Origin of the sequence: Promicromonospora vindobonensis (assembly GCF_042685865.1) — a bacterium.
Taxonomy (GTDB): Bacteria; Actinomycetota; Actinomycetes; order Actinomycetales; family Cellulomonadaceae; genus Promicromonospora; species Promicromonospora vindobonensis.
Genome location: NZ_JBHUOG010000002.1, coordinates 19,050 through 44,379, shown reverse-complemented (window position 1 = coordinate 44,379; position 25,330 = coordinate 19,050). Strand labels below are relative to the sequence as shown.

Below are 25,330 nucleotides of genomic sequence, written 5' to 3'. Positions count from 1 at the left end.
CTGTGGCGACCCTGATTGTCGTCACGACTGGCCAAGACTCGGAGTACACAGAACCCCGCGGGCATCATGTCCGCGGGGTTCTGTCTTTTCGAGATCGGGGATGTTCCGACTCAGAGCATCGGCGCGCTGCACGATTCTTCGTACGTCGCCAGCATCTCGGCGACCTTCGGATCGCTCCTGGGGAAGAACTCGCGCGTCGGGTCGTTCCCGTTCGTCAGGTCGATCCGGCCGTTACCCCCGTGCGCCAGTATGCCGGTGACACCGGAGTCGTCGTCCCAGGCGACCTCCAGGTCTGACACCGTGCCTGACTTCGTGGTCACGATTTCCTCACAGGTGGCGACACGGAACGTGACCGTCGTGCCACTGATGGCCAGTTCGGCAACCTCGTACTCGGACGAGCGCCGACATAGGTTCCGTCCTCGATCGAAGTCGAACCATCCGTGGCAGAGCCTGAACCGGCATCCCCCGTACCAGCGCAGCCCTCCTCGTGATCGGCACGGACCGCATTCCCCGCGTCGGAGCCCTCGCGGGCGAAGGTCTCCCAGCCGCTGATGTCGATCGCGTTCTCGGTGATCGTGACCTCGCTACTGTTCTCGAACCGGCCGGGCTCCGTCCACGCGATCGCGGTCTGACCCTCGTTGAGCTCGCCGACGCTCCTCTCGGCGTCGTCGAGGTCGCCGTCGCAGTGGATCTCCGTGTACGTCACCGAGCTGCCCTCGACGACGAGGCTGAGCAGATCATCGTTCTTCGTGCTGAGGTACTCGCCGTCCGCACCGGAGGCTCCGCTCCCACAGGCCGAGAGCAGGATCGCCGCCCCTGCCAGGGCCGCACCTGCGGCGACGGTCTTGGCCTTTCCCACGGGACCACCAACACGGCTCACGAAAATGTGTCGCATTTCCACTCCTGTACCTGGTTTCTCAACCAGGATGGCAGGTCCGGCGATCAGATGCACCAACCACAGGCGTCCCGATGTCAACTCGGCTAACTGGGGCTGCGCCTCCCCGCGTCGAGTGTCAGTGGTCCGTGCGACCCTCGTGAGATGACTGAGCTCGCCTACATGGTTCGGGAAGACTGGGCCCAACAGGGCACAGCGATGGAGCAGAGCAGCGCCACGATCCGCTCGTGGCTCGGGGACAAGAAGCTGGTCTACGCCGTCGGTAGGCCGGACATGTTCAACGACAAGGCCCGCAACATTGAGCGCGGCACGGCGATGCAAATCGGCGACACGACCACGCCCGCACCGGTGGTCGGTCTCGAGCAGCTGAGCGATCTCGCCGCTCGGGACGATGCCAGCGATATCGCGGTCGTAGCGATTCACCCGCGTGATCCGCGCGAATGCGACGCTATGCGCAACGCATACGAGACAGAAAGCCTGGATCGCATGTACGTGCAGATCTGGGCGCCCAGCAATTTGGCACGCTCATGGGTCGAAGGACAAGGCGCGATCGACCTTCACACCGGCCGCGCAGTGGAAACGCCGGATCCTGTCCAGGTTGCGGGTTGCGAGCTCATCGTTAACGAGGAGTACAACGGCCTCAGCACCGGAAACGGCAAGGACACGGTCATCCAGGTCCTTCGGTCGTTCAACGCCGAGGGCTACCCGCTCGACACCGATACGTGGCTTCGCGCGTACTTTTCTGCAGGCGGCGCGTTCCGTCACGCCGAGGTCGTGAAGAAGTTCGTGGAAGAGGTGGCCGGAGGCAAGCGTCACCGCGTGACCGATCGCTTCCTGCCTGAGATCGTCGGCATCTTGCGCGAGCAGGTCGCCAAGACCCCGCCGAAGTAGATCGCCTCGCCGGCAGGGTGACGTGGCGGCGGTTGGCTTGCATGGCATGGCTGCAGTCGGCCCCTTCGACTTCTCCTGTGCCCTCGTCGGCGCCCACGCTCCATCGTGCAGGCGCCCTCATCAGCGCTACAGCGGGGCGGTCGCGGCACGTACTTCGACGTCTGGGCGGAACCTGGCACCGTCCGATTTCGATGCCTGCGATATTCCTCGGGTCGCGCGGCACAGATTCCGCCACCGGCACGCATGCCGCACCGGTGGCGGGCAAGAGCTGGGGACCAGGCAGTCTGTCGAACGCTCGTACAGTGCCCGCCGGCGCGGTTCGCGAGGTGCGTGTCTCGGCTGCTCGATGACACCAACGACCCCAGGCCAGCTCAACTGACTGCCAGACTCTGTAGAAAACGCCGGACGCCGTGGGGTCTTGAGGACGAGGATGCTCATCATGGACGAGACTGCGATCGACGGCTGGTCACCGGCAGACAGCCCCTACGCGATCGCCTCATCGGAGGCTCAGTGGGCATTGCGTGATATCGAGCTGTGCGCCCGGCGCATCCACGCTGGCGATGAAGTAGTCAGCGGGTTCAGCTCCCGACAGATCGACGCGAGACATTTGTGTATCGCGCTACGGCAGTTGCTGACGGCAGAGGATTTGGAGCAGGCCGCGCTGGCTGATCTCGACCTGGATCCGGGAGTCGGACAAGCGCTGGAACAGGCGCGCAGGCAATTCGAACGGTCGCTGCCGGACATCACACAAATCCGAAACGGACTGATCCACTTCGAAAATTGGTCGCGTGGCCTGGGTCACGGTCCGCAGCGCCAGCGGGTCAAAGCTGGTGACGAACCGCGCGACGTGGCTCGCGACTTCTGGGGCTTCCGCTACGACGTCACCACCGACACCGTCTCCATGGGGCCCTACCAGATCAAAGTTGCCGCCGCCGGGGAGGCTGCCGCCGAACTGGCTCATTCGATCTACATGGCCGCGCGCGCCGTCGACATGAAGAACCGCCGGCCATCGTGATGCCGCCGCGCAGGTCTTCACCGACGCGAAGTCCATTGCGCAAAGGCGGACCCACGTCCGGTCACAGTAGTGCGCCGAGCCGCTATCACGACGACTAGTCGTTACGCAGTAGATTGGCGGCCTATGCGGGGTGGGGTGGCGTGACGCTTCTGACCTCGGTGTCCGGACGCACCCGCACGAGACGCAGTAGGTGCCGGAAGCTCTGCCCGTCCCATCCGACGTCAGCACTGACTTCGACAACGACCGGCTCGACCAGCGTCAGGTTGACGACGTCGCTCCTAGCGGATCTGAACCGCGCCAGCGCTGTCCGGGGCAACTGCGTGGGCCAGGGATGCTTCTCAGCCGGTGGAGCCAGCCATGGCGCCAGGGAGCGGCGGACCGATGGTGACAGGAGCGTAGTGCGCCCCACGATCCGCAGCTCGCCGTCGATCGTGAGGCCCGCGATGACTTCCTGTGGCGATGATCGGGTACCGATCACCGCGCCGCAGACGACCTCGATCGTCTCGCGGTGCTTGACCTTCAGCCAGCCCCGCTGACCAGCCGGGTAGGGCTGGTCTCCGCCCTTGATCACGAGGCCTTCGATGCCGGCGGCCGTGTAGGTCTCGAACCACCCGGTTGCGACGTCGCGATCATCCGTGACCGGCGAGAGGTTCAGCGGCGGGTGCCAGGTGGTGGCAAGCTGCTCCAGAAGCCCGCGGCGTTCGTCAAACGGCCGGTTCCGAACGTCCCTGCCGTTGTGGGCCAGGAGGTCGAACGCTGCGTAGGAGGCGGGGTGGCTGGCGGCGTGTGCGGCGGCGCTGCGAGGGCTACGGCCCATGCGCGTCTGCAGAGCCCCGAAGTCGAGACGACCAGCAGACCAGATCACCACCTCCCCGTCGAACACAGATCCGGGCCCGAGCTGGTCGAGGCACGCGGAGGCAATCTCCGGGAACGTCCTCGACAGGTTGGTTCCGCGGCGCGACCACAGGTTCGCGCCGTGCTGGTCACGCGTGATGACCATGCGGAAACCGTCCCACTTGAGCTCGAATCTGCACCCGCCAGGCAGCGCGCCCGCGTGCGGGATCTGCTCGACGGCGCGTGCGAGGGCGACCTGCACTGGACCAGTCAGCCCGGGAGGCAACGTTGCCGACATAGACCCACAGTCACCCGCCGACGCTGACACCGCGCGCTGGCCGCTGACCAGCATCGTTGTCACCACATGACCATCCGGCCATACACTCGAACGCATGTACTACCATCGTGCGGTCTGGGAGGCGTGATGTTTGCTCACTCGCCTCGCCCCGCCAGCAGCGCCACCATCAGCCCCACCAGCACCAACGCGCTGCGGGTTGCTCCCGTCTCGGTCGCCGCAGGGTTTCCCTCCCCCGCGCAGGATTACTATGACGGCGCGATCGACCTGACCGAGATGCTCGTGCACGACCACGCGGCCACTTTCATCGTGCGCGCCGCGGGCGACTCGATGACCGAGGCCGGCATCAGCCACGGCGACGAGCTCCTGGTCGACCGGTCCAAGACACCCCAGGACGGCGACGTCGTCGTCGCCGTCCTGGACGGCGAGCTCACCGTCAAGCGCCTCGAGGTCGGCCCCCGTGGCGTCGTGCTGCGAGCGGACAACGCGAACCACCCCGACATCACCGTGCCGGAGCTGTCCGACCTGCAGGTATGGGGCGTGGTGACGTACTGCATTCACCACCTGCGGGGGCGGCGGTGATCGCACACGTCGACGTCAACTCCGCCTACGCGTCCTTTGAGCGGGTCTTCAATCCCGCCCTGGAAACGGTGCCGCTGGTCGTGCTGTCCAACAACGACGGCATGGTCGTCGCCGCCTCCCGGGAAGCCAAGGCGCTCGGCCTGGACCTGGGCAAGCCTTGGTTCGAGCTACGGCCCACCGCGGCCCGGTCCGGCATCGTGGCCGTATCGAGTAACTACGAGCTCTACGGCGACATGTCCCGACGCGTGATGGAGGTCCTCGAGCGCTTCACCCACGACCTGGACGTCTACTCGATCGACGAAGCCTTCCTCACCGTCGACCGGCGCACCTCCGCAGACCCCGAGGCGATGACCCGGCTCGGGCACGACATCAAGAACACGATGCGCCGCCTGCTCGGCGTACCCGTGTGCGTCGGCATCGCCGAGACCCGCACCCTGGCGAAGCTTGCCAACCGGGCCGCGAAGAAGATCGGCGACTTCGACGGGGTGTGCGTGTGGCCTGCCATCGACACCAGTTGGCGCGAGAGGCTGATGCGGGTGCTGCCGGTCTCCGAGGTCTGGGGCATCGCCTCACGTCTGGAGCGACGTCTGGGCGGGCATGGCATCCTGACGGTCTGGGACCTAGCTACCGTCGATCCGGCGCGCATCCGCGCACTGTTCAACGTCGTCGTGATGCGTACCGCGTTGGAGCTGCGTGGGGTCGCGTGCATCGGCCCTGAGGAGGACCACACCGGGCGCAAGCAGCAGATCATCGTGTCCCGCTCGTTCTCCGAGAAAGTCACCTCCGCCGTGACGATGCGGAAGGCGCTGAGTATCTACGCCCAGCAGGCCGCGACCCGTCTGGTCAAGCACGCCCAGGTCGCCCACACCCTGACCGCGTTCGCCGGCACCAGCCACTGGGCTCAGGACAAGCACCACCCCACAGTCACCGTCCGCCTGCCGTTCCCGACCGCCGACCCCGTCGAGCTGACCCGGGCCGCTCACCGCCTCCTGCCCCAGATCGTCGAGGGTGCCCGGTACGCGCGTGCCGGGCTGCTGCTCACCGACCTCACCCCCGCCGGCGCGCAGCGCCCCTTCGAGATCTTCCGCTCCCCACACGAGGACGCCGGCATCGCCACCCTCATCGACCGAGTGCAGAAGAAGACCGGCAAGGACTCCCTCGGGCTCGGCTACGGCGGGTTCCGGCCCGGTCCGTCCTGGCAGATGAAACGCGCGATGCTCACGCCCCGCGCGACGACCCACTGGGCAGAACTCACCACCGTGCGAGCGTGATCCGACTAAGGCCCACATCGTGCGGCGACCTCGTCTGCAGTCGCCAGCGAGACGCCAACCTGCCCCGGTAGGTTGGCTCTCGTCGCACTGGCTCTGCGTTTTCTCGGCGCGATCTGCGCAGTGCCGCATCTACACAGGCACGGGGCCGTCGGTACGGTTTGGTAGCCCGAGTCCGGAGGGGGACTGATGACCGCAGTTGTGGGGCGGTGGACCGGGCGCGAACTGAAAGTGCTGCGCCTGGCTCGTCGGTTGAGTCAACGCCAGTACGCCGCCCACCTGGGGTTGAGCGACGTCGCGCTGTCCAACGCCGAGCGCAAAGGCCCTGAGGCGGTTCTCCGGATGGAGACCCAGCAAATCCTGGACACGGATCTTGAGCAGGCGTCCGAGATGGTGCTGGAACGGTTCTGGCTGCTGCTCGAGGAGCGAAACGACCCTGATCTGGCCGCTGCTTCGACTGCTCGGGCCCTGTCTGCAGCGACCTCGCCCGCCTGGCACGTGCCGGACGAGGCTGGAATGGCCGTTCTTCAGGAGTTCGTGGGGTCCGGTTCACGCGTGTTCGTGCTCAGTGGCCTGGCGGGCACCGGGAAGTCCATGCTGGTGCGGTCCGTTGCGGCCGGTTTGTCGGCGACGGCGGACGTCCAGATCCATCCGGCGACTGCAGCAACGCCGACGGACCTCGCCGCCGACATCCTCCGGTACGGCTCTGCCCCGGTAGGCACCGACGCCCTGCTGACCTTGGAAGGTGCGGCCGAGTCCCTGCTCCGTCCCCTGGTCGTAGTGGTAGACGGCATAAACACGGAGGCCACGCTCGATTCCGTCGGACGAGCGGTCGACGTGATCCTCCGCCAGGCGGCCGCGCCTGCTCTCCGCTTCGTCCTGGTGATCCGCACTCCCCCGACACCGGACCTTTCCGCCTATCCGTTGCTGACCGCGTCGATGTTCCGCCCGAGCTCAACAGCTTCGTACACGACCTCCTTGTGGTCCCCATCGACCACCGCTCAGGCATGGGAACGGGAGCCACGAGCGGACCAGCCGGCGTTCGCGGATCTGCCGCCTCAGGTCCAGGACTTGATCCGGCTGCCGATGTTCATGAGCTTGCTGCGCGAGGGCGCGGTCGACCTTCCCGTGCACAACGCCGGTCCCTACTTGCTGATTGACCAGTGCGTGCGCGCGATCGTGCAGCGATCTGCGCTCAAGACCGACGACGTGATGCGCGTCCTAGGTGACGCCGCCGCCGCCGACCTCAGTACCCGCCTACCGCAGCTCCGGCCCTGGCTCTCCCCCGCCACCGGCCCCAACCTGTTCCAGGCTCCTGCGGAACTTGCGCAGCGAACGGCCGGCGGGCGCGTCGAGTTCAGCCACGACCTCGTGCGGGAGTATTTCGCGGCCACCAACCTTGCGCATGTCACATCCGAACGAGGACGGGGCCAGCTCATCGAAATGATCGGTGTCTTGTCGGACGCGGCCGACACCAGCGCCGTGGCCGCCGGCCTGCACCGGTTCTTCGTCATGGCCGTAGACGACGGCGCACCTGGGACGCTCTCGGCCGTCGCGCTCGCTCCGGCTCTCGCCGGTACGCCCGCGATGGCACGCCTGCTCGACGCTGGCAGCGACGGTGCCCGTTTCACCACTCCTGAGGTGCTGCGCTCGTGCGCCCGTAGCTGCGCCGGTGATCCGGAAGCTCTCCCGGTCGTTCTTGCGCTGTTGCGCCACCGATCGTTGCCTACCGCGCTGGGCGGCAGCTGGTTCACCTGGCTGACCGAGGTTCTGCACGATCACGGGTCGACCATCTGGCCCGATCTCGCCCGGCATGTCGAGGCACGATTCGATGCCGACTCGGCCACACAGTTCGTCCAGGACCGCGTCCTTGACACCACCGAGGTCGCAGCTTTCCTCGCCCACCACGTGAGCCTGTTCATCACAGCCGACGATCGTGCCGGCCTGGTCACCCGCCTCTTGCTTCATGCGGACTGGCGTGTCCGAGCAGCCGTCGCATCCGGGCTCAGCCAGGTCACGGCCTCGGCTCCTGCCGTCGTACGGGGCCTTGAGCATTTGGTTGCCGATCGGGACTACAAGGTTCGCTCCGCCAGTGCCCAGCTGCTGCGCACCGCTCCTGACCATGTCGCGTCCGCCGTGCTCTCGACACTGCTGGACGACGACGTCTGGTACGTACGGGCTCGCGCACTGGAGGAGCTCTCGCGCCGTGAGGATCCTACTGACCTGGTTCGATCCGCCTTGGCTCGATGTCGCTCCCGAGAGTCGTGGCGGCGGGCTCCTCGGTACGTGCGCGACCTGCTGGATCGGCTCTCGTTGCTGTGCGACGATCCGGCGAAGGTCGAACAGGACGTGGTGCCACCGGCCGCGGTCCGATTGGTGCGGGAGATCCGCACTGGTGCACTGTCAGTGCCGACCGCGCGCGCCTCTCTGCTCGCAACCGTCTCTGCCCGGTCAGGTGCCTGGCTCGCAGTCCGCGAGGGAAAGGCCTTGGCCGCGCAACACGCTTCGCACGATGAGGAGCCACAAGGTCTGATGACGAGCGAGGCCTTCCGCCGGCTGCGCGACGGCCGCCATCTCCAGGTCGCCCTGGACGTCTCCGACCTGGACCTGGCAGTAGCCGTTGCGCAGGCCGCCGCCGACGCTGGAGCGAGGTTAATCGAGGTCGGTGACCCGTTGATCAAGGCCAGTGGCGTCTTCGCCATCGAGACCATCAAGCGGGCCGTGCCCGACGCGCTGGTGGTGGCCGAGATGATGTCGTCCGACTGGGGCCGCGACCAGGTGGAGAACGCCGTCGAGCATGGTGCAGATGTCGTCCTGCTGATCGGGCCGGCCAGCCGGGCGAGCGTGGCCGCGGCCTGTGCCGCCGCCCGACGACTGGGCACGTCGATCCTGCTTGACGCCCCGGCCGAACGACACTCCGCGGAATGGGTGCGTGAGATGGCGCGTGCCGGCGTCGACGGACTCGTAGTCACCACCAACATCGACCTCGGCCCCGGGGGCCGAGAGCCCTTGCTGCGCGCCCGGCAGATCCGAGCATGGACGCAACTGCCGGTGGCTGTCTCGGGCGGGTTCACCGCGGCCGACCCGTCTGTGGTCACCAGCCCGGACTGGGACATCCTGATCGCGGGTCGCGCCGTGACCGAGTCGGCCGATCCCAGCCGGGCGACCGCCGCCCTGACCGAACTGTTTTTCCCGCCTGCTGAGAGGACCTCATGACCGCCACTGTCACCCCCCTGACCGTGCCGATGATCAACGACGTGATCGCGCTGATGGACCAGGGCGCACCGTTCATCACCGCGCGCACCGCATCGGACTACTGGGCGTACGCCACGCTGTTCTCCTCGACCTGCCCGGTCGCGCACGTCGACGGCGAGCTCGCCGGAGCCGTGATGGCGTTCCGCAGCCAGGACGAGCCCGACCAGATCTACGTCCAGGACGTGATGGTGCACCCGAATCACCGGCGCAAGGGGATCACGTCGGCGCTGCTTGGCACCGTTCGCGCACAGGCAGCGGCGTGGGGCTGTGCCCGGTTGTGGCTCACCTCTGAGCCGGACAACCGGGCCGCGGATGCGGCCTGGAAGGCGCTGGGCTGGTCGAACGTCCCTGGCGACCAGGCGGTCGACGGTGTCCAGGTGGTCTCGGACTTCAAGGGCCCGGGCAAGGACCGCGCGGTGTACGAGCTGCTGCTCGCCTGACCCGCTCAGGCTTGCGAGCGCGGGCGGCGGAGGGCGGCGGCGTGTTCGTGCAGCACTGGCAGGAGCGGATCGTTCGGGGTGTCTTCACGGCGCCAGATCTGCTCGGCGACAACGACCTGTTGTGCGTATCGACCGTGCTCGCCGTCCAGGACATCGGCGAAGTGAGCTCGGACCTGGGCGGCCAGGTCTGGCACGAGCAGGCTGTGCACGAGCAGTGTCGCGGCGTCGTAGCCGACCGGGCCGCTGCCCCAGCCTTCCCAGTCGAACAGCATCAGGTCTCCTCCGGCGAGATTGGCCCAGTGCACGTCGCCATGGCAGGTCGCCCACGGATAGTCACCGGCGACTGGCTGGCCGAAACGGTCGACGACGAGCTGGCTGGCCCAGATCGGGCCGATGGTGAACCGATCGGTGGGCACCGTCGCGACGGTGCCGAGCGCGCCGCGCAGAGTCGTCCACCACCCCAGGTGCAGAGGGCCGGAGAGCGGCGCAGGTACGGCGGCCGTTTCGCTGAGGGGATCGACGGTCGCGTACTCGAACATCTCGGCGGCGTAGCGCCAGGGGCGCGTTTCCCACTCGTCGCGCAGCAGCAAGCGAGGTCGGGGCACGGTCGTTGGCAAGGCCCGCTGAGCGGCGGCGTTCCCGTGCCAGAAGGTCTGGGCGATCTCTCCGATCCGGCCGCTGGCTACTCGTACCCAGGCGAGCGTGTCGCCCACGGTGGCGGGGCCGGACAGGGTCCTGCCCCGCCACCCCCAGATCCGCTTGGCCTCTGGCCTGGGTTGGCCTCCGAGTCGGTGGGTCGCGACGTCGAACGCGGCGGTCATTCGGTATCGGGTCTGCGGGTCGGGCAGGTTCGGCAATGCCGGCGGCGTAGGGGTGTGCGGCGGCAACGCTCAGTCCATGATGGCGAGCCGGGCGGCGTGGGCCCAGACTGCTTGCTGTTCGGCGGTGAATCCGACGCGGTTCCAGCAGAAGATGACCGCACGGGCTAGGACCTCCCGCAGACCGGTCTGGAGTCCGCCGCTGCGGTGCAGCTCCACCAGCCGGTTCCCGGCGGTATGCATCCCGGTGGCCCACGTGCTCAGTCCGGTAAAGCGAGGGTCGTTCTCGATCAGGACGGTCAGGTCCGCGGCCAGGGGCTCGCGGGCGTTCGTCGCGAGGGCTGCGGCTTGGTCAGCGGTGATCGGTGCTGGGGGTCGCTGGGACTCAACGCGCGCCCATACGTCCCCTTGCTCGGTCCATTCCAGGCCTGCTGCCCGCATCAAGTGGGAGAGGACCATGAGGGAGGCCACCGACCGCCCCGGGCCGTCGTAGGTGGGGACCGCGGCGGCGTCCAGGTAGGCGAACAGGCCAGCGGCGTCAGCGCGATGGAGCTCGTGGACTGCCTCGATCCCGTCGGGGCCGCCGAACGCGGTGGTCTCTGGTTCGTAGATTGCTTCGTCCCACCGGCGCAGCACGCCGCCCTGCGTCATCTCCTCCAGGGCTGCGCGCAGGCCGTCGGGCACGCCGTGCGTGGCCGGGTATCGCAGCCTCCAGCAGGGCGTCTTGCGGACGAACCACCATGGCTGGCTCTGCAACGTGGGCCACAGGCCCTTGCGGAAAGCGTCCTCGGCTTCGGCGTAGTTCGTGAACTCGACGTTGATCTGTGCCCACCCGACCGTTGGGGCCAAGGTGGCCAGCCCGGCGGCTCGGTACCGGTCGGCCGCCCGGGCCAGGTGGTCGATGCTGACCCCGGCACTCTGTGCAGCGGTGTCGGGGTCGGTGCCGCTCAGGTAGGCCAGGATCGCGCTCTCGAGCGAGGACTTCTCCACAGTTTCCCTTCCGAGAAGGTGCTGTTCCAGCTCGTGTGCTGCTGTCGTCATGGGTGTCTCCTGTCAGGCCAGACCGAGGCAGGCGTCCCAGGCGGGGGTCTGCGGGTGGGGCGGGTGGTCCAAGACCAGGCGGAGGCCGGGCGTGCCCTCGAGCAGACCGGCTCGGCGCGGTTCACCTGCGGCGCGCACGCGTGCGGTCCAGTGCTCGATGTGCTGGTTGAACACGGACGGGTCGTCGGCGTCGGCGGCGACGCGCCGCACGGTCTGCAGGACGCCGGCCGGGCCGTGGCAGATACCGTCGCCGACCAGATCGCTCGTCGGTGCGGGGTCGGTCAAGCAACTGGTGAGGGAGTCGGCCAGCAGGGTCTCGACCTGATTCTTGCGCTGCTGATCGCCTATGGCGATGGCCGCCAGTTGCTGGGCTCGTGCGATGCCAGGGGTGCCGTAGCACCATGACGGTGCCAGCGGGCCGGGCTGGTGGTCGCCGGACCAGCGCGCCCAGCCGTCGCCGGAACGGCGTTGGGTGTCCAGCCAGTCGAGGATGCGGTCGATCGCGGCCAGGTCACCCGGCACCCGTACGCCGCGCTGGACCGCCAGGGACAACACGGCCAGCGGTCCGGTGATGCCATGGGCGAGCCCGGCGTTGGCGTGCGGCCAGGGTCGCTCCAGGTCGGAGTGGTGGTGCCACACCTGCCACCCCGGATCCGGCTCATCGGCCGTTGCGCGTAAGGGTTCGGTCAGTCGGACCAGATAGGTCAGCAGTGCTCGGGTGGTTTCCGGGTCCGTCGACCGGACCAGGAGCAGGGCGCCGATTCCCGCCAGACCATGCATCAGGTCGTACTCGCCGAAGTGCGCTGTTTGCTCGGTGTCGATGCGCTGGTGTGCGGCGGCCAGCCGGGCAGTGGTGTGTGTGGCCAAGGCCTGGTCGAGATGAGCCATCGTGGGACCGGTCCAGCCAGCGGTGTGCAGGACGAACGTCAGGGCCGGAGCCCCGAAGAAGATGCCCGCGCTCGGGCCGTCCACCAGCGGCATCGCCGCCCGCGCCAGCTGACTCAGCGCCTGGGTATGGGCTGGGTCGTCCGGGTACATCGCGTGCAGGAGTGCCGTTCCCAGGTCGCCCCGGGACAGCGACTGCGCGGCCGCCGGTAGTTCACCGGCGTTCGTCGCAACTGCCTCCCGTCCGGCCACCGGAGTGGCCGACGGGACAGATGTGGGCGGGTTGGTGGTGCTCATGCGGGCACCGCGTCCAAGCCGTGCATGGGTGCCGGCTGGTCGGGGGCATTGACGTCATCGCTGCCAGAGTCCCTGCGGCTTGTCTTGGTCGGTGGCGCGGTGGTGAGGGTCAGGGCGGTCTGGCGTGCGGCGCGCAGTATCATCGTCTCGCGGTCGCGGTCGATACCCAGCGCCCGGTTGTGGTGCATGTGCAGCAGTGCTCCGAGGACCTCGGCCGGGTCGGTACCTGCCGAGCGCAGCCGTTCGGCGTACTGTCCCAGGGCGTCACGGCGCTGGCGCCACGCAGCGACCAGCTGCTGGCCGTGCTGGGTCTGGCCCATGAGCGCCGGCCCTTCAGGCCCGGCCAACCGGGAGGCCAGCAACTGCATGGACCGGTCAGGGCGCTCAGCGGAATCGCGGCGAGGCCGCCGAAGGATCCAGTCGAGGCCGTCGCTCTGCCCCAGAAGCCCTCCGGCCAGATCGACCATGCTTGCCACCGTCACAGCCGCATGCCAGGTGCTCTCTTCCAGGCCACCGCTCTTGTCCTGGTCTGCCAGGTCGTGGGTGCTGGAGGCTGCCTGCGCTACAGCGGCCTGGGAGTCGACGACGAAGAACTCCTCGGCGGCCTCCAGTACGGCGCCGGTGCCGTAGCGCCCGACCTCCGGGGTGTCGGTTTCCCAGCGGATCCGGGAGACCATGCCGGTCTCCCGGGCCTGCGTGGCCCAGTCGGCCATGTGGCGGGCGACGGCGCCGAAGTCGTCCGGGTCGCGCAGCCGCAGTCGCAGCTTGAGGTGGTCGTCTGGGTCGCGGTAGCGGATGAACCACCAGTCCTGGATGCGGGTCTCGCGGGCCAGTTCGGTTTCCAGGGCATCCGTCAGCAGGGTGTCCATGAGGTCGGCCGGGGTGTAGATCTTCAGCAGGCAGGAGCGGGCCGTGCCGGGTTGACGAACATCCGGGCGTCGGACCAGGGCTGGCCCCGCCAGCGGCTCGGGGGCTGTTGCCGGGGGTTGGGTAGCGGCGAACTCGACGGTCAGCTGGTGGGCGTGACCGATCCACCCGTAATCGGTGAGGTCGGGGGCCTCGGTGAGCGTCACCCGTCCCTGCCGCCTGACCTCATGCAGCAGCAGCTGACGGTGCCCGGGCTCGGCCAGGTCCAGGCGCAGCCGCCGGTCGTAGGCGCCCAGGAAGACGTGGTCGGGCACGCCCCAGCGGTCGAGCCACACGTCCAAGATGTAGGAGGGGTCCACCTGACCGCTACCCTTCGTGCGACCCTGGTCGATGTCGCCCACGCCGAGCTTCCACTGAGCTTCGGACAGGATGACCCGGCCGGTGCGCACGCGCGGTAGGAACGGCAGAGAACCCGCAGCGCCCCAGGAGAACGGGGCCATGACCGTGGTGTGGGCGCGGGGCAGCTCGTAGAGGAAACGGACGATCGGGTGAGTCGCCGAGACAGGTTCGAGCGCGTGCAGCACGAACGGTTCGATACGGCGCCCGGTCGGCAGGTGGACCAGGATCATGCGGCTGGTGGTGGCCCCGACCGCCAGGTCGGCCAGGCGGATCGTCGCGTCCTGGTTGTGCTCACCCACGGCGATCAAGTCAGGCACGATCTGGTCGGTTCGAGCTACGTTCTGCGTGCGAGCACGTAGCGCGGCACCGGAGATTTGAACCCTGACGGCGTCACGGTCGAGGGTGGGCAAAGCTGCCAGGGCTTCGACCCGCTCATCATGGTCTGCGGGGTCTAGCAGCGGGAGGAACCTGCCCGCGGTGACCCCGGACGCCACCGACAGGCCCCCGCAGACGACCCGGAACTGGCCCTGGTCGATCGCGGTCGCGGAGGCTGCGTGAACGGTGATGTTCATCGCGGTGTTGGACGGGACCTGACTCGCGCCAGTCTGGTCGGTGGTGAGTGCGTCGACGTCGCTGGCGGTCAGGATGATCTCCGGGGCACCGGTGACGACTGCCTGTTGCACCAGGGCCAGGAGGTGCTCGTCGCGGCCGGTCACGTCCTTGGATGTGTCCTGCTCGTCGGCGCCTCGGTACCCGTCGGGCAGGCCGATCCCCTCGACTGGGTCGATCAGGTCGGTGAGCGGCACGAGCGTGCCGAGGCTGTATACCTCTAGGAACCGGGAGCGGTACGCACGCCAGGCCGGGGTGCCGTTCGGGTGCGGTGAGGTCCGTGCCATGACCGCCAGAGCCCGCTCGACCTCGCGGGCGACCTTGGCCGAGACCATAACTCTGGTACCTGAGACAAGATCGGTCATCGCGCTGGACTTGCCCTCTGTCGTGGCGTCCTCGGTCCAGGCCACTGCGACGTCACGGACGGCCTCGACGGGATGCGCGGCCAGGTAGGCCAGCGGGTCCGGTGCTGTGGCCGGGGGCCGGACGTCGGTGTGCAGGAAGCGTTCACGGACCAGCCCGATGATCGCGGTGCGGACGACATCGCGAGGCACGTGCGGGTACTGCTGTTGGACAGCGTCGAGCAGGGTCGTCACGTGGATCGGGTGCGTCGCCAGCTCGAGGATCTTGGTCAGGGCCGGTGTGGCGTGCAGGCGTGCTTCGGTGGGGCCGTCGCTGCCTGGCCTGTTCGGCAGGACGAGGGTGTCGCCGTGGCGGCGCGCCGTCGCGTCGGCGACGACCTGGCAGTGCTCGAGCACCTCGGCGTCGGACTCCAAGCTGGCGACCTTGGCGTCGAGCCACAGCGCGTCAGGCCGGGTCCGCACCCGGGGTGCGGAGTGCGTGACCTGTGTCGGCTCCGTCGTCTCGGTGAAGCGGGCCGGGCCGATCCCAGCGAGCCGACCGAACGGGCTGGAGCGGGTCGTGGCACGCAGGTGGTAGCGCGCCACGGACAACGCGATGCGGCGCACGGTACGCACATCCTGCACAGGCGTGGCGGTCAGGACGGTGGCCACCGCTGAGGCTAGGTCGGGGCTGGCGTTCTGCACGGCCGTACGGAATGGCGCCTGGGCCCACAGTGTTCGGAGCCACCCGAGGAGATGCGCCGGGTCAGCGTCTGGGCCGGGGAACGCGGGGCTCTGGTCGGAGACGGGCAGGGCAGCCGTACGGATCAAGGCATGGGGACGGTGTCGGTACATGGGTTGGTCCTTTCCGCTCCGGTAGTGGCCTGGTGCCGGGACAGCCGGCTGGGCGATGTCACGGCACCAGGCCTGGGGTGGATCAGCCGCAGGTGGAGTTCGTGCAGGCCGACTCGCAGGTGGAGGTGCAGCCGTCGGACGTGCCGCGCATCAGGTTGCCGACCACGGGGGCCGACTTCACCGTGGTGATGTCGAGGTCGAACTCGCCGAAGCTGCTGCGCGAGATGGTGGAAGTGGGCATAGGTGTGCCTCCTGGTTGTGAATCGGTTTGGTTTCTTGCTCCCTGGCCGCTCAGGGCCAGGTGATCGTGAGCCGGCTGTGCGGTCGCTCGACGGTCCGCGAAGGCCCAGCGGCGTTGGGCGCCTCGGTCCTCCTGGGTCGGACGGTCAGGCGGGGCCGGTCGCCGCGGTGCTGCGCATCCCAGGCCACGATCTGCTCGGCGTACTGGGACGCAACCTGGTCGGCACGGGGTCCGTGCGCGATGACACCGAGCTCGTACCGGTCAGGCTCCTCGGTCGGGCGCGCCTTGCGGTAGGCGAAGGTGTCCCCCTCGACCAGCGTCGGAATCCCCAATGGGGACGCCGCGGCCACCAGGCCAGCGGAACGTGCGCCCGGTTCGGCGGCCATCAGCGGCAACGGGTTCAGGACCGTCGTCAGCCACATGTCGAGGTACTCGGTCGACTCCGTTCCCCCGATACTCACCCCGGTCCACTGCTCGGTTCGCTCGGTGTGCAGCGACTGGCTCAGTCCTGCTACGTCCAGGTCCTCGGGACCGTCCACGCGCAGCCCGACGGAGGTGCCAGGTTCGTCGTGCAGGACTACCAGTCGGACCGCGTTCTCGCCTTCACCGCGCATCGGGACGAACCCGCACACGTCCATCGAGCGGCTGACCAGCGTGTCGCCGTCGCGGACCAGCGCGGTGCTGCGGGTCAGTCCACGTACCCGAACCGGAGCGACGATCAACCCGTCTGGGCTCAGCTGCTCCCACCAGGCTGGAGGGATGTCGGGGGTCTCCACCGTGGCCACGATCCGGTCGTACGGCCCATGCCCTGGTACGCCGTGCTCGGCATCGCCCGTCACGACTGTCACGTCGTGGTATCCGGCCTCGGCCAGGAACAGATGTGCCTGATCAGTCACGTCCGGATCGATATCGATCGTCACGACCTTGCCTGACGGGCCGACAAGCTCGGCGAGATAAGCAGCGTTCACACCGCCGGACCCGATCTCCAGGACCCTCATCCCCGGGCGCAGGTCTGCCTGCTCCAGCTGCATCGCCTGGATCCGTGCTGCGGAGACCGAGCTGAGGCTGACGCCCTCGTCCGATCGCTTCGTCACCAACGGCTTCTCCGGGGAGTAGGCCCGCTCCGGATCGGCCCCCGCCACGAAGTGACGGGGCACAACGCGCAGAGCTGCGATGACGGACGGCGTGCGTGCATCGCCGTGCTCGACGAGGTACTGAACCATCTCCTCGCGCAGGCCGATGGCCCGCTCGTCAGCGGTCGTCGTGGGTAGCTCGGTCACGTGGGACTCTCCTTCGGGTTGTTACCTGGTTGGTGTCGCAACGTCATTTACGATCCTGCCCGGCCCGGGCGCGGCGCGGGAGATGGGAGCCCCCAAGCGACGACCAAGTCTTGCGAACCTCATTGGCCGCAGGGCGGCTCAGGCGACGCTGTCCTGTCTCCCTGAAGCAGGGATGGCGTCGCCAGCCTTCGCGACCAGGTCGTGCCGGCGGTCGAGCGGGTGGGCTCAAATGTCGTCGGCGCCGTCGTGGTGCAGGGTGACCGCGAGGTCCCCGCTCGGCAACGCCATGGTCGTCCCGTCCAGCGGAGACTTGACGCCGGCCGGGCGGTAGACGTGGGCGGCGCGTTGCGGCATGCCTGCCCGGCCCCATGCCGCCACCTGTTCGACCAGCACTTCCGCCATGTGCTGTGCGCGAGGGCCGAAGCCGCGGGCGCCGAACTCGTGCCCGCCGTCGACGGGCCAGTAGCACAGGAGGGCCAGGGAGTCGTCGTCTACCTGCGCGATGTTGACCCACTGCTCGGTGGTGTGCCCCAAGAGGTTTCGGTCCTCGAAGGCGAGCTCGGCGAGGCCGGGCAGCGCGTAGACCAGGTGGGTGCGCAGGCCGATGAACATCCCTGGGGGCGGCAGGACCACCCCGGAGGGGACCATGACGCTCTTCTCGGCCAGGGTCTCTGGCAGGCCGGACAGGTCCGTGCCGTGGTCCCACGAGCGGGCCACGACTGCTCCCCCGTTTGGGCCGGTGATCAGTGCCGTGTCTGGATCGAGACCGGCGGTTCCTTGGATGTCGACGAACCCGCAGACCATCGACGACTCTCCGACCAGGAGGTCGCCCTGGTGGCGGAGCTCGATCGACCAGCACTCCGAGGCATGCCGGGCGCGCAGCGGGACGACCAGGGCGCCTCCGGCGGTCAGCTGTTCGAGCCAGGCCGGGGCGATGTCCCACACCCCGACCGTGACCACAATCCGATCGAAGAGCCCCAGGCCCAGCGGCTCGACGCCGTCGGCATGGACGACCGTGACCCGATCCGTGTACCCGGTCGCGGCCAGGGCGGCGCGAGCGGACTCCACGACGACAGGGTCGATGTCCACGGTCACGACCTGCCCGGTCGGGCCGACCAGCTCCGCCAGCAGCGCCGCGTTGTACCCGGACCCCGCGCCGACCTCCAAGACACGCATGCCGCGCTCGACACGGGTCTGATGCAACTGCCGGGCCACCAACCTTCTCTGCACTACCGGCATGCCGTACGCCAAGCACCTCTTGTGCACCTGCCCTGCGTGTAGAGCCGACGCTGACGCTGATGCCCTCGAACTCGATCATGAAGAGCGGCGCGGATCGTTTCGTCCTGGCTTGCCGAACTCAGCGCTCGACGAAGACTTAGGCACATCGCCGACCAGAAGCGCCAGGCTGAACGACAGTTCCAGGACGCTGACAACGACGAGTCCGGTCTCGACGCGCTCGACCGAATGATCACCGACGAGGTGGTGGCTTGAGGCTACAGAGGTTTCAGGAGCGTTGGAGCCGAGTGGCGGGAGCGATCGGTTCTGGCGGAAGGCTGTGGTGCTGCGTTAATCCTGACCGGTCGATGATCAGCGGTACCAGCTCGTCAGGGACGTCTTCGACACCTGGGCCGCCGGCTTGGAGCCACTGGCAAAGCCGGGTGGTCGGCTCGTCGCCGGCGAGGCGTTCGAACCACACAGGCCTGCCCGCTGCCTCCCGCCCGGCGCCGCTCGGACGCGCAACGACGACATCTCCCCGCTCGCACTCGTCCAGGCACTCAGACAGGGTCAGGCGCGCTATGCCGGCCGCACCCAGTCGGCGCAGCCGGGCGAGCTGGCCGCCCGGCATCGTGTCACCCTCACCCAACGTCTCTCCAGCGCACAGACTGCACGCCGTCAGACCAGGGGTCGACGTCGCAGCACGGGCCGGTGAAGTCTCAAGCACTCCCGGATAGTACCCCCCTCGGGTATGACCGGATTCAGACCTGTTGAAAGAGGCGGTGATGTGATCCTCCGTTTCACGCATCGCCGTCTGACACGCTCGCAGCGTGCCGGATAGGGCAGGCAGCCGTCGAAGCTGGCTGCCTCAGTGGTGTTCGTCGATCTGAGCCACGGCGGCCGTGAATTCCCAGTGCCACGGTTCGTACGGTCCCGAGCCTCCCTCTCGGGCCCACGGCGGGTTGTCCCACCCGTACTCGGGTCCGTGCGCTTTGAGCCAGTTCAAGCGCTCACCGGCGTAGCCGTCGGCGCAGATGTCCACCGCAAGCCCCCAACCGTGGTTGGACCGGCCCGGCGTTGCCGTCAGGGTGGGCTTTGCCGCTTTCGCGGCGACCTGCTGCGCGTAGCTGCGGTACCCGTCGGTGATGCATATGGGTTCGCCGAACTGCGCGGTGTATGCCTTGTTCATGCGCGCGAATGCCACGGCCGCGTCGGCACGGATCGGCGGGTGTCCGTCCCACAGGTCGCACAGCTCGCTCTGCGGCACCTGGCCGTTGAGTCCCGCGCCCGTCGCCTCGCCATCGCAACCAGGCAGGACCGGCGGGGCCTTCACCCGCACGGGGGCTGGCTCCTCGACCGGCATCGACGCATCCGGAGACACGGTGACACCAGCGGCAGAGGTTCCGCGTGGTGAACGCTCCTGACTGCGCGACGCTCCGCTCCGCCGGTCGGGCACCGCCGCTGCCATGCTCGACGGCGATGGACCGGATGCCGCCACGGCGTCAGCCGCTCCTGACCGGTTGTGCTCATCGCCGCCCGACGCCCCGGCGTTTGCGGCGACCGTGAACGATGTCGTGGTGGCCAGGGCGATCCCCACGCCAAGAGTCAACGACCATCGTCCTGAGGTCGGAGGTGGCGTGCGACGCGGCGAGGCCGCGTGGCGACCCTTGCGACGCCGTCCTCGGTTACGCCGCGTCTGCGTCTCGGAGCCCTCGGCCAGGGTTAGGCGCCGGGAGGAGGTCGCGTCTCGTCCGTGCCTCATCGCTTCCTCCGACGTAGGCAGTGGTGCGGATCGCGGTGTGGAACGTGTGGTGGGCGACGGGCGAAGACACACCCTCGAGCCATCGGTGTCATGGAGTACCTCTTGGCCGTCGGGCCGACGGATGGCGAGCAGTTCACTGTTCGACCATCGAGGAGAAGGTGGCCCCGCCGTCGGTGGAGGCGAGCACGGTGCCGTTGGCAGCCGCGTAGATCTGCGCGCCTGAAGCGATGGTCAGCGCCTCGGGCTGGCCGTCCAGGTGAGCCTGCTCGGTCCACTCATCGATGGGGTCCTGCGTGGTGTAGACGACGCCGTCCGGGGTCACGCCGGCCAGTGTGCCGTCGTCAGCCCAACTGACGAAGATCATCACCGGTGCGGACTCAACCACCTCGAACGTGGCTCCGCCGTCGGTGCTGTGGGTCAGGCCCTGCTCAGTGGTGGCCACCAGGAAGTCGGCATCCGTTGGGCTGACCGCGAAGTCCGCGATCTGTGCACTGCTGAGCTCTTCCCAGGACTTCTTGTCGGTGCTGGCAAGGAGCTGGCCGGTCATCGAGTTGAGTCCGTACACGCGGTCGTGGCGGTACTCGAGCGCGTGGAAGTCTGCCTGCCCGCTCAGAGAGAGCGTCTTCCAGGTCTGGCCGGCGTCGGTGCTCTCGATGAGGCCGACCGAACTCGGGCCGCCCTGCCCTGGGCCGGGGTGGCCGCTGGCCAGGAACTGGCCCGGTCCGGCGACGGTGAAGCCCATGTAGTCCTGCACTCGGTCCGCGACCGGGGTCGCCCGGCCGTCGGCGATCCGAAAGAGGCCGTGGTGCGTTCCCGCATAGACCGTGCCGTCGCCAGGATCGATCCCGATCCCATGGATGTGCTCCATCTCTGGGGCAGCTCCGGTGTCGCTCTGGCCTTCGTGCAGAGTATCGGCGGCCAGCCTCGGGATCATGAGCGCGGCGACGACAAGAGCGACGGCGAGCGCGATCCCGACGGTCATGACAACAGATCTCGGTCGAGCCACGGCTGGGCCTTTCTGGTGGGCGTACGGGGATCGTCGTCGTGGCGCTGCCTGGTGAGTGTCGTGATCGCCAATAGGATCGCGAGCACCAGGATCACGGCTCCGACGGCCAGGGCGAGTGGGGTCGGGATTCCGGCGACTGTGCTGTGGTGGCCGCCCGTTGTCGGTTCGGATGCGGACGACGCGGCAGCGGGACTCGGACCGGTCTGTAAAGCCCGATCAGCGGGACTCTCCCCGCGGGGCTGGGTGAGCTCTGCCCTCGGGGCTGCCGATGCCGACGACAACAGCTGGCCGTGCGTAGGAGCCAGCAGCAGGGCGAGCACGAAGAACAGCATGGCCACTTGAACGCCGGTGACCCGCGGTCGGGAGCGGAGGTCTGGCGTCGTTCTTGTTGTTGGGTTAGGAGTCAAGTGGGTGTGCATGGGGGTCTTTCGGCTCAGCGGTACCGAGGCTTCCGGGCGACCGGAACGGCGCCCGGTGGGCAGCGTGAGGGGCGGGCCTGAACCCGCCCCTCACGCCAGGTATCGGTCAGCCGACCCGCAGGACTACCGGGTTGGACTGCCAGACCTGGGTGTACCGGACGGACTTGCCCGGCACGGGCGCCTCGATCTGCATGCCGTCACCGGCGTAGATCGCGATGTGGCCGGGCGACCAGAGCAGGTCACCGGGCTGCGCCTGGGACCAGGGCACCTCGGTCCCCGCGTACCGCTGCTCGGACGAGGTCCGGGGAAGGTTGATCCCTACCTGCGCGAAGACGTAGGACGTGAACCCGGAGCAGTCCATCCCCGCCGGGGTCGATCCGCCCCACAGGTACGGCACCCCGAGGTACCGCATCCCGATGGACACGATCGCGGAGCCCTGGGCGGAGGCGGGGATATCGACGGCGATCTGGGCAGCTGCTTCAGCCTCCGCTTCGGCGGCTGCGGCGGCTTCCGCCTCCGCCTCCGCTTCTGCCTCAGCGGCGAGCTGCGCCTGGTACTCCTCATTCTCGTCGGCCGAGACGACGGAGACGGCGGCCGTCTCGACCTTCAGCTCCGCATCGGGAGCGACGGTCACCACGGGCGCAGCGGCGACTGATTCCTTTGCCTGGGTAGCCAGGGCATTGAGATCGACCGAGTTGAGCGTGCCGTTGACGGGCGTGCCGGCCAGCGAAGTGTTGATCGACGCGGGCGCCGGTGCGGCCTGGGCGGGGGCGGCCACCAGGGACAGCAGGACGCCGGAACCGGCCGCGGCTACCACGGCGGTGCGGCCGGCGAACGCGGTGGCCTGCTCGGTGGCGGTTCGGGCGACGTCGGCCAGGACGGGGCGACGCGCCGCCCGGTGACGACCACGGCCGCGCACGGCCGGGTTCAGGTTGAAGCTGGGCTCCATGAAAGCTGGGACCTTTCGGATCGGAGTAGAACCACGCACGCGACCCGGTTCGGGGCGCGCTGAACCGGTCGACACCCAGGTGGGGTGGTGTCGACGGGATGTGGTGGTCTACGTCCGGGAGATCCCGAGAGCGTGCAGCGACGGCGCGGCTGCTACGGCCAGGCCCGACGGCCCCCGGGGGGCGTGGTGCGCGATACCGGGCACCAGCCACTGCTGGGCGAGGTCCGGGGCTTGGGCCAGGTCCGGGAAGGGCGACAGCGTCCGGTCATACCGTGCTGTCGCCGTGCGCTCTTCCGAGCAGTGGGACGGGTCGTCACCGTGGTGTCCGAGGTCCGCCTCGGTGGCCTGGTCCGAGGTGCCCAACCCGGCAGAGGCCGCATGGTGCCCGGCACCGGCATCCGTGAGCGCGCTGGTGTGGCCGGCTTCGTCCAGGTGGACGCCGCACACGGCCTGCACGCCCAGGACAGCGAGCACGAGGAACATGACCGTCAGGACGCTCACGAAACCACGCCGAGGAGCGGCGAGCGGCGAGCGAGCAACACGGTTCAGGTCCATAGCGAGCCCAAGAGTAACGGAATGGACACGGTGTTCTGCAACACCGGGTCGTGATCCGTGCCGTCCGGGGCCTTGGCCAATGCTGTGATGCGTGCTGGTCGCGCTGGTCAGGTGGTTGGGCTCGTTGTGTGGCGGTCCTGTGCGCGACGCCAGCCGTAACGGGTCAACCCGCGCGGCTTGTAGATGTTCAGTGCCAGCGGGACCAGCAGCACGACCAGGCCGCCCACGGCGTGGAACAGGTCCCCGCCGAGCCGGTCGACATCGGCCGTCGGGTTCGCCGCGACAGCCGCTAGGGCCTCGACCTCCGGCAGGTGGAGCACGAGGATCGCGAACGCGAAGGTGGTCAGTACCAGGCTGATCGTCACCCAGTAGTGCCGCAGCAGACCCCAGGGTGTGCCGAGGGCCTGGACGATGCCGGTGGCCAGCGCCGCCGCGGCGAGCGGGATCAGGGCATACCGCAGAACGGGTTCCATCATCAGGTACGCCGCCCGCACGGCCTGCTCGTCATTACTGACGTAGACGGGGACATTGAGGGCGATGTACGCCACGATCGCGCCAAGCCAGCCCACCGAGCTGGTGATGTGGACCGTCAGCATCAGTTTCCGAATCGCCGGAGGCATCAGCATCAGCCGTGCATCCCAGGACCGTGCTCGCCGCCGACGAGCAGCATGACCACCACGAGCACGACGACCGCGATCGCAGCACCCGCGACTAGCAGCTTGGCCCATCGGGGCAGCCCAGGATGGGGCCGTGGGTCGTTGTCTGCCGCCGGGTCCGGTGCGTTTCGCGTCATCGTCGTCTCCTTGGATCGGCCTGGCCAGAACTAATCGTTCGAGACACAGTGTATTGGCTATCGACGGAGTGTCACGCCATCGACGAGGCGTACGATTGCCGGGTGCCGAAGCTGTGGGAGGAATCGATCGATGAGCATCGCCGATCCGTGCGAGATGCCATCACTGAGGCCACCTGGCGACTGGCCCAGGAGCACGGCCCTCTCTCCCTGACGATGTCGCAAGTGGCCGGCGCCGCAGGAATCGGTCGAGCGACGCTCTACAAGTACTTCACGGACATCGAGTCGATCCTTGTGGAGCACCACGAACAGCACGTCGAGGGCCACCTCCGGGCCTTGGAGGACCTGCGCGTGGAATCACGGCCGTCGGGTGCTCGACTCGAGGCCGTTGTCGACGCCTACGCGTCCATCTGTTTCCACCGCGGGAGGCACTCGTCCGTCGACATCCGCGCGCTGGTCCATCAAGGGCCCGAGATCGCCGACGCGGAGCGGCGTCTGCACAGCGTCTTCGCCGATCTGATTGCGGAGGCGGCAGCAGAAGGCCTCGTGCGTACTGATGTCGGCCCGGACGGGCTCGCCGTGTACTGCCGACGCGCGCTGGAAGCGGCCAGCGAGGCGAGCGACCTGGACGGAGTTGCCATGCTCGCGCGGGTGGTGCTGGACGGACTCGGATACTCGACTCAGGCCAAGAACGGCAGCCAGGTAGCAGCGGCCAGGAATCATCGCGGGGCCCATTAGCCTGGGTGGACGGCGCGTCGCCGTGGGAGTGACACACCGTCGCCCGAGGCGCTTGCTGGCGAGCAGGTCCTGAATCGTCAGGGATCCTGCGTGCGATCAGGCACGGGAGATCGAGGGCACGAGATCTCGGGCCACGCCTGGTGCATCGAGGGCGACAGTGCCGACCAGCCGGCCGGCTGAGCTGATGAACCGGGTGATGGCCGCGTTTCGGTCAGCACGCGGGGAAGGCTCGGTAGCTCGGCGGCGATGATGCAGAACCGCCACTCGCGTTGGCCCGCGGCATGCTGAGCGGCGATGAGTCCTGCGAAGGTCGCCTCGTCGAGGTCTTGCATCTCGTCGATAAACAGCCCGAACGCGGGACTTGGTCTCCTGCAGGCCTAGGATTCAATAGCGAGTGCGACCGTAGCCGCAACTGTGCCACAAGTCGCAGTGACGACTCGCATGGCTCAGAACTCAAACCCTGGTGAACGCGAATCTGCTGCCTGGACTGCTGCTCCCCATCCATTAGGGGATAGGTCGACCGCGACGGGCGAACCATCGGGAGCAAGGCCCGCCTCGATTCGCCCCGGAGCACCCTTCGCAAACACAAAGTGGACGAACGGAGGGGCGTCCTTACCTGCAGCGACTACACCGGTATAGAGAGCTTGCTCGTCGGTCAGTTGCACGGCGAGCATGGGATTCAGCTCGTGAACACGCCCGTCGTCGGCACGCACGACGAACGCGTGCGCGCGAGCCGTCAGCGGATTCACCTCGTCGAGAACGAGCGCAATGTAGACCGAGTCGTCAGA

The 25,330-nt window shown here is 68.2% G+C and carries 23 protein-coding genes; 7 read left to right on the top strand and 16 right to left on the bottom strand.

What is annotated here, in order from left to right; genetic code table 11:
• Window positions 1-110: 110 nt before the first annotated feature.
• Together ACFS27_RS13450 and ACFS27_RS13445 are read right to left on the bottom strand one after the other, a co-directional pair.
• Window positions 111-320 (bottom strand): hypothetical protein, encoded by a 210-nt coding sequence (locus tag ACFS27_RS13450; RefSeq protein WP_377183762.1) that lies wholly within the window; start codon window positions 318-320, stop codon window positions 111-113.
• Window positions 317-952, bottom strand: coding sequence for a hypothetical protein (locus ACFS27_RS13445; RefSeq protein WP_377183760.1), 636 nt, complete (start codon window positions 950-952; stop codon window positions 317-319). The genes ACFS27_RS13450 and ACFS27_RS13445 overlap by 4 nt, the downstream gene beginning before the upstream one ends.
• Window positions 953-1,039: 87 nt before the next feature.
• On the opposite strand from ACFS27_RS13445, the gene ACFS27_RS13440 reads away from it, so the two are divergent.
• Both ACFS27_RS13440 and ACFS27_RS13435 read left to right on the top strand, forming a co-directional pair.
• Complete coding sequence (locus tag ACFS27_RS13440; protein WP_377183758.1) at window positions 1,040-1,786, top strand: hypothetical protein; 747 nt, start codon at window positions 1,040-1,042, stop codon at window positions 1,784-1,786.
• Between the two features lie 439 nt (window positions 1,787-2,225).
• Window positions 2,226-2,801, top strand: coding sequence for a hypothetical protein (locus ACFS27_RS13435; RefSeq protein ID WP_377183756.1), 576 nt, complete (start codon window positions 2,226-2,228; stop codon window positions 2,799-2,801).
• A 121-nt stretch (window positions 2,802-2,922) separates the two neighbouring features.
• Here the strand turns inward: ACFS27_RS13435 and ACFS27_RS13430 are convergent, their stop codons facing one another.
• On the bottom strand, window positions 2,923-3,933 hold the full coding sequence (locus ACFS27_RS13430) for an ATP-dependent DNA ligase (RefSeq protein WP_449301531.1): 1,011 nt from the start codon (window positions 3,931-3,933) through the stop codon (window positions 2,923-2,925).
• A gap of 126 nt (window positions 3,934-4,059) precedes the next feature.
• Between ACFS27_RS13430 and ACFS27_RS13425 the strand changes: the two genes are divergently transcribed.
• The 4 genes from ACFS27_RS13425 to ACFS27_RS13410 all read left to right on the top strand — a co-directional run bounded on the left by ACFS27_RS13425 (window position 4,060) and on the right by ACFS27_RS13410 (window position 9,475).
• A complete protein-coding gene (locus ACFS27_RS13425; protein ID WP_377183752.1) occupies window positions 4,060-4,512 on the top strand; it encodes a LexA family protein in 453 nt (150 codons plus the stop codon).
• Window positions 4,464-5,783 carry a Y-family DNA polymerase gene (locus ACFS27_RS13420; protein WP_449301530.1) on the top strand — a complete coding sequence of 440 codons (1,320 nt, stop codon included), beginning with the start codon at window positions 4,464-4,466 and terminating at the stop codon, window positions 5,781-5,783. Before ACFS27_RS13425 ends, ACFS27_RS13420 begins: the two co-directional genes overlap by 49 nt.
• 186 nt (window positions 5,784-5,969) lie before the next feature.
• The gene (locus ACFS27_RS13415; protein ID WP_377183748.1) at window positions 5,970-8,996 is read left to right on the top strand and encodes an orotidine 5'-phosphate decarboxylase / HUMPS family protein; all 3,027 of its coding nucleotides are present in this window, start codon (window positions 5,970-5,972) and stop codon (window positions 8,994-8,996) included.
• Window positions 8,993-9,475, top strand: coding sequence for a GNAT family N-acetyltransferase (locus tag ACFS27_RS13410; RefSeq protein WP_377183746.1), 483 nt, complete (start codon window positions 8,993-8,995; stop codon window positions 9,473-9,475). The genes ACFS27_RS13415 and ACFS27_RS13410 overlap by 4 nt, the downstream gene beginning before the upstream one ends.
• Window positions 9,476-9,480: 5 nt before the next feature.
• Here ACFS27_RS13410 and ACFS27_RS13405 read toward each other — a convergent pair whose 3' ends face one another.
• From ACFS27_RS13405 to ACFS27_RS13345, 13 genes are all read right to left on the bottom strand, one after another.
• Window positions 9,481-10,296 (bottom strand): phosphotransferase, encoded by an 816-nt coding sequence (locus ACFS27_RS13405; protein WP_377183744.1) that lies wholly within the window; start codon window positions 10,294-10,296, stop codon window positions 9,481-9,483.
• 69 nt (window positions 10,297-10,365) lie between these two features.
• Entirely contained in the window at window positions 10,366-11,334 is a 969-nt protein-coding gene (locus ACFS27_RS13400; protein WP_377183742.1) for a thiopeptide-type bacteriocin biosynthesis protein, read from the bottom strand.
• Between the two features lie 12 nt (window positions 11,335-11,346).
• A complete protein-coding gene (locus ACFS27_RS13395; protein WP_377183740.1) occupies window positions 11,347-12,516 on the bottom strand; it encodes a lanthionine synthetase C family protein in 1,170 nt (389 codons plus the stop codon).
• Complete coding sequence (locus ACFS27_RS13390; RefSeq protein ID WP_377183738.1) at window positions 12,513-15,587, bottom strand: lantibiotic dehydratase; 3,075 nt, start codon at window positions 15,585-15,587, stop codon at window positions 12,513-12,515. Before ACFS27_RS13390 ends, ACFS27_RS13395 begins: the two co-directional genes overlap by 4 nt.
• A gap of 82 nt (window positions 15,588-15,669) precedes the next feature.
• Entirely contained in the window at window positions 15,670-15,828 is a 159-nt protein-coding gene (locus ACFS27_RS13385) for an FxLD family lanthipeptide (RefSeq protein WP_377183736.1), read from the bottom strand.
• A gap of 50 nt (window positions 15,829-15,878) precedes the next feature.
• Window positions 15,879-17,108, bottom strand: coding sequence for a methyltransferase, FxLD system (gene fxlM / locus ACFS27_RS13380; RefSeq protein ID WP_377183734.1), 1,230 nt, complete (start codon window positions 17,106-17,108; stop codon window positions 15,879-15,881).
• 225 nt (window positions 17,109-17,333) lie between these two features.
• Entirely contained in the window at window positions 17,334-18,347 is a 1,014-nt protein-coding gene (locus ACFS27_RS13375) for a methyltransferase domain-containing protein (protein WP_377183732.1), read from the bottom strand.
• An 844-nt stretch (window positions 18,348-19,191) separates the two neighbouring features.
• Complete coding sequence (locus ACFS27_RS13370; RefSeq protein WP_377183500.1) at window positions 19,192-19,920, bottom strand: M15 family metallopeptidase; 729 nt, start codon at window positions 19,918-19,920, stop codon at window positions 19,192-19,194.
• A 298-nt stretch (window positions 19,921-20,218) separates the two neighbouring features.
• Entirely contained in the window at window positions 20,219-21,067 is an 849-nt protein-coding gene (locus ACFS27_RS13365) for a F510_1955 family glycosylhydrolase (protein ID WP_377183502.1), read from the bottom strand.
• A gap of 549 nt (window positions 21,068-21,616) precedes the next feature.
• Window positions 21,617-22,459, bottom strand: a complete 843-nt coding sequence (locus ACFS27_RS13360) for a C40 family peptidase (RefSeq protein WP_377183504.1) — start codon at window positions 22,457-22,459, stop codon at window positions 21,617-21,619.
• 108 nt (window positions 22,460-22,567) lie between these two features.
• Window positions 22,568-22,960 (bottom strand): hypothetical protein, encoded by a 393-nt coding sequence (locus ACFS27_RS13355; protein WP_377183506.1) that lies wholly within the window; start codon window positions 22,958-22,960, stop codon window positions 22,568-22,570.
• 161 nt (window positions 22,961-23,121) lie between these two features.
• Window positions 23,122-23,610 (bottom strand): DUF2269 domain-containing protein, encoded by a 489-nt coding sequence (locus tag ACFS27_RS13350; RefSeq protein WP_377183508.1) that lies wholly within the window; start codon window positions 23,608-23,610, stop codon window positions 23,122-23,124.
• Between the two features lie 29 nt (window positions 23,611-23,639).
• Entirely contained in the window at window positions 23,640-23,807 is a 168-nt protein-coding gene (locus tag ACFS27_RS13345; RefSeq protein WP_377183510.1) for a hypothetical protein, read from the bottom strand.
• A 102-nt stretch (window positions 23,808-23,909) separates the two neighbouring features.
• Here ACFS27_RS13345 and ACFS27_RS13340 point away from each other — a divergent pair, with 102 nt between their 5' ends.
• Complete coding sequence (locus ACFS27_RS13340; RefSeq protein WP_377183512.1) at window positions 23,910-24,542, top strand: TetR/AcrR family transcriptional regulator; 633 nt, start codon at window positions 23,910-23,912, stop codon at window positions 24,540-24,542.
• The last annotated feature ends 788 nt before the right edge of the window (window positions 24,543-25,330 follow it).

What these genes read in the sequence shown, in the direction of transcription:
- ACFS27_RS13430 (WP_449301531.1), bottom strand. Translation starts at nt 3,933, where the DNA reads ATGTCGGCAACGTTGCCTCCCGGGCTGACTGGTCCAGTGCAGGTCGCC.
- ACFS27_RS13385 (WP_377183736.1), bottom strand. Translation starts at nt 15,828, where the DNA reads ATGCCCACTTCCACCATCTCGCGCAGCAGCTTCGGCGAGTTCGACCTC.
- ACFS27_RS13360 (WP_377183504.1), bottom strand. Translation starts at nt 22,459, where the DNA reads ATGGAGCCCAGCTTCAACCTGAACCCGGCCGTGCGCGGCCGTGGTCGT.
- ACFS27_RS13415 (WP_377183748.1), top strand. Translation starts at nt 5,970, where the DNA reads ATGACCGCAGTTGTGGGGCGGTGGACCGGGCGCGAACTGAAAGTGCTG.
- ACFS27_RS13375 (WP_377183732.1), bottom strand. Translation starts at nt 18,347, where the DNA reads ATGCCGGTAGTGCAGAGAAGGTTGGTGGCCCGGCAGTTGCATCAGACC.
- ACFS27_RS13365 (WP_377183502.1), bottom strand. Translation starts at nt 21,067, where the DNA reads ATGACCGTCGGGATCGCGCTCGCCGTCGCTCTTGTCGTCGCCGCGCTC.
- ACFS27_RS13420 (WP_449301530.1), top strand. Translation starts at nt 4,464, where the DNA reads ATGGGGCGTGGTGACGTACTGCATTCACCACCTGCGGGGGCGGCGGTG.
- ACFS27_RS13350 (WP_377183508.1), bottom strand. Translation starts at nt 23,610, where the DNA reads ATGCTGACGGTCCACATCACCAGCTCGGTGGGCTGGCTTGGCGCGATC.
- ACFS27_RS13395 (WP_377183740.1), bottom strand. Translation starts at nt 12,516, where the DNA reads ATGAGCACCACCAACCCGCCCACATCTGTCCCGTCGGCCACTCCGGTG.
- ACFS27_RS13440 (WP_377183758.1), top strand. Translation starts at nt 1,040, where the DNA reads ATGACTGAGCTCGCCTACATGGTTCGGGAAGACTGGGCCCAACAGGGC.
- ACFS27_RS13390 (WP_377183738.1), bottom strand. Translation starts at nt 15,587, where the DNA reads ATGTACCGACACCGTCCCCATGCCTTGATCCGTACGGCTGCCCTGCCC.
- ACFS27_RS13425 (WP_377183752.1), top strand. Translation starts at nt 4,060, where the DNA reads ATGTTTGCTCACTCGCCTCGCCCCGCCAGCAGCGCCACCATCAGCCCC.
- ACFS27_RS13405 (WP_377183744.1), bottom strand. Translation starts at nt 10,296, where the DNA reads ATGACCGCCGCGTTCGACGTCGCGACCCACCGACTCGGAGGCCAACCC.
- ACFS27_RS13345 (WP_377183510.1), bottom strand. Translation starts at nt 23,807, where the DNA reads ATGACGCGAAACGCACCGGACCCGGCGGCAGACAACGACCCACGGCCC.
- ACFS27_RS13400 (WP_377183742.1), bottom strand. Translation starts at nt 11,334, where the DNA reads ATGACGACAGCAGCACACGAGCTGGAACAGCACCTTCTCGGAAGGGAA.
- ACFS27_RS13410 (WP_377183746.1), top strand. Translation starts at nt 8,993, where the DNA reads ATGACCGCCACTGTCACCCCCCTGACCGTGCCGATGATCAACGACGTG.
- ACFS27_RS13435 (WP_377183756.1), top strand. Translation starts at nt 2,226, where the DNA reads ATGGACGAGACTGCGATCGACGGCTGGTCACCGGCAGACAGCCCCTAC.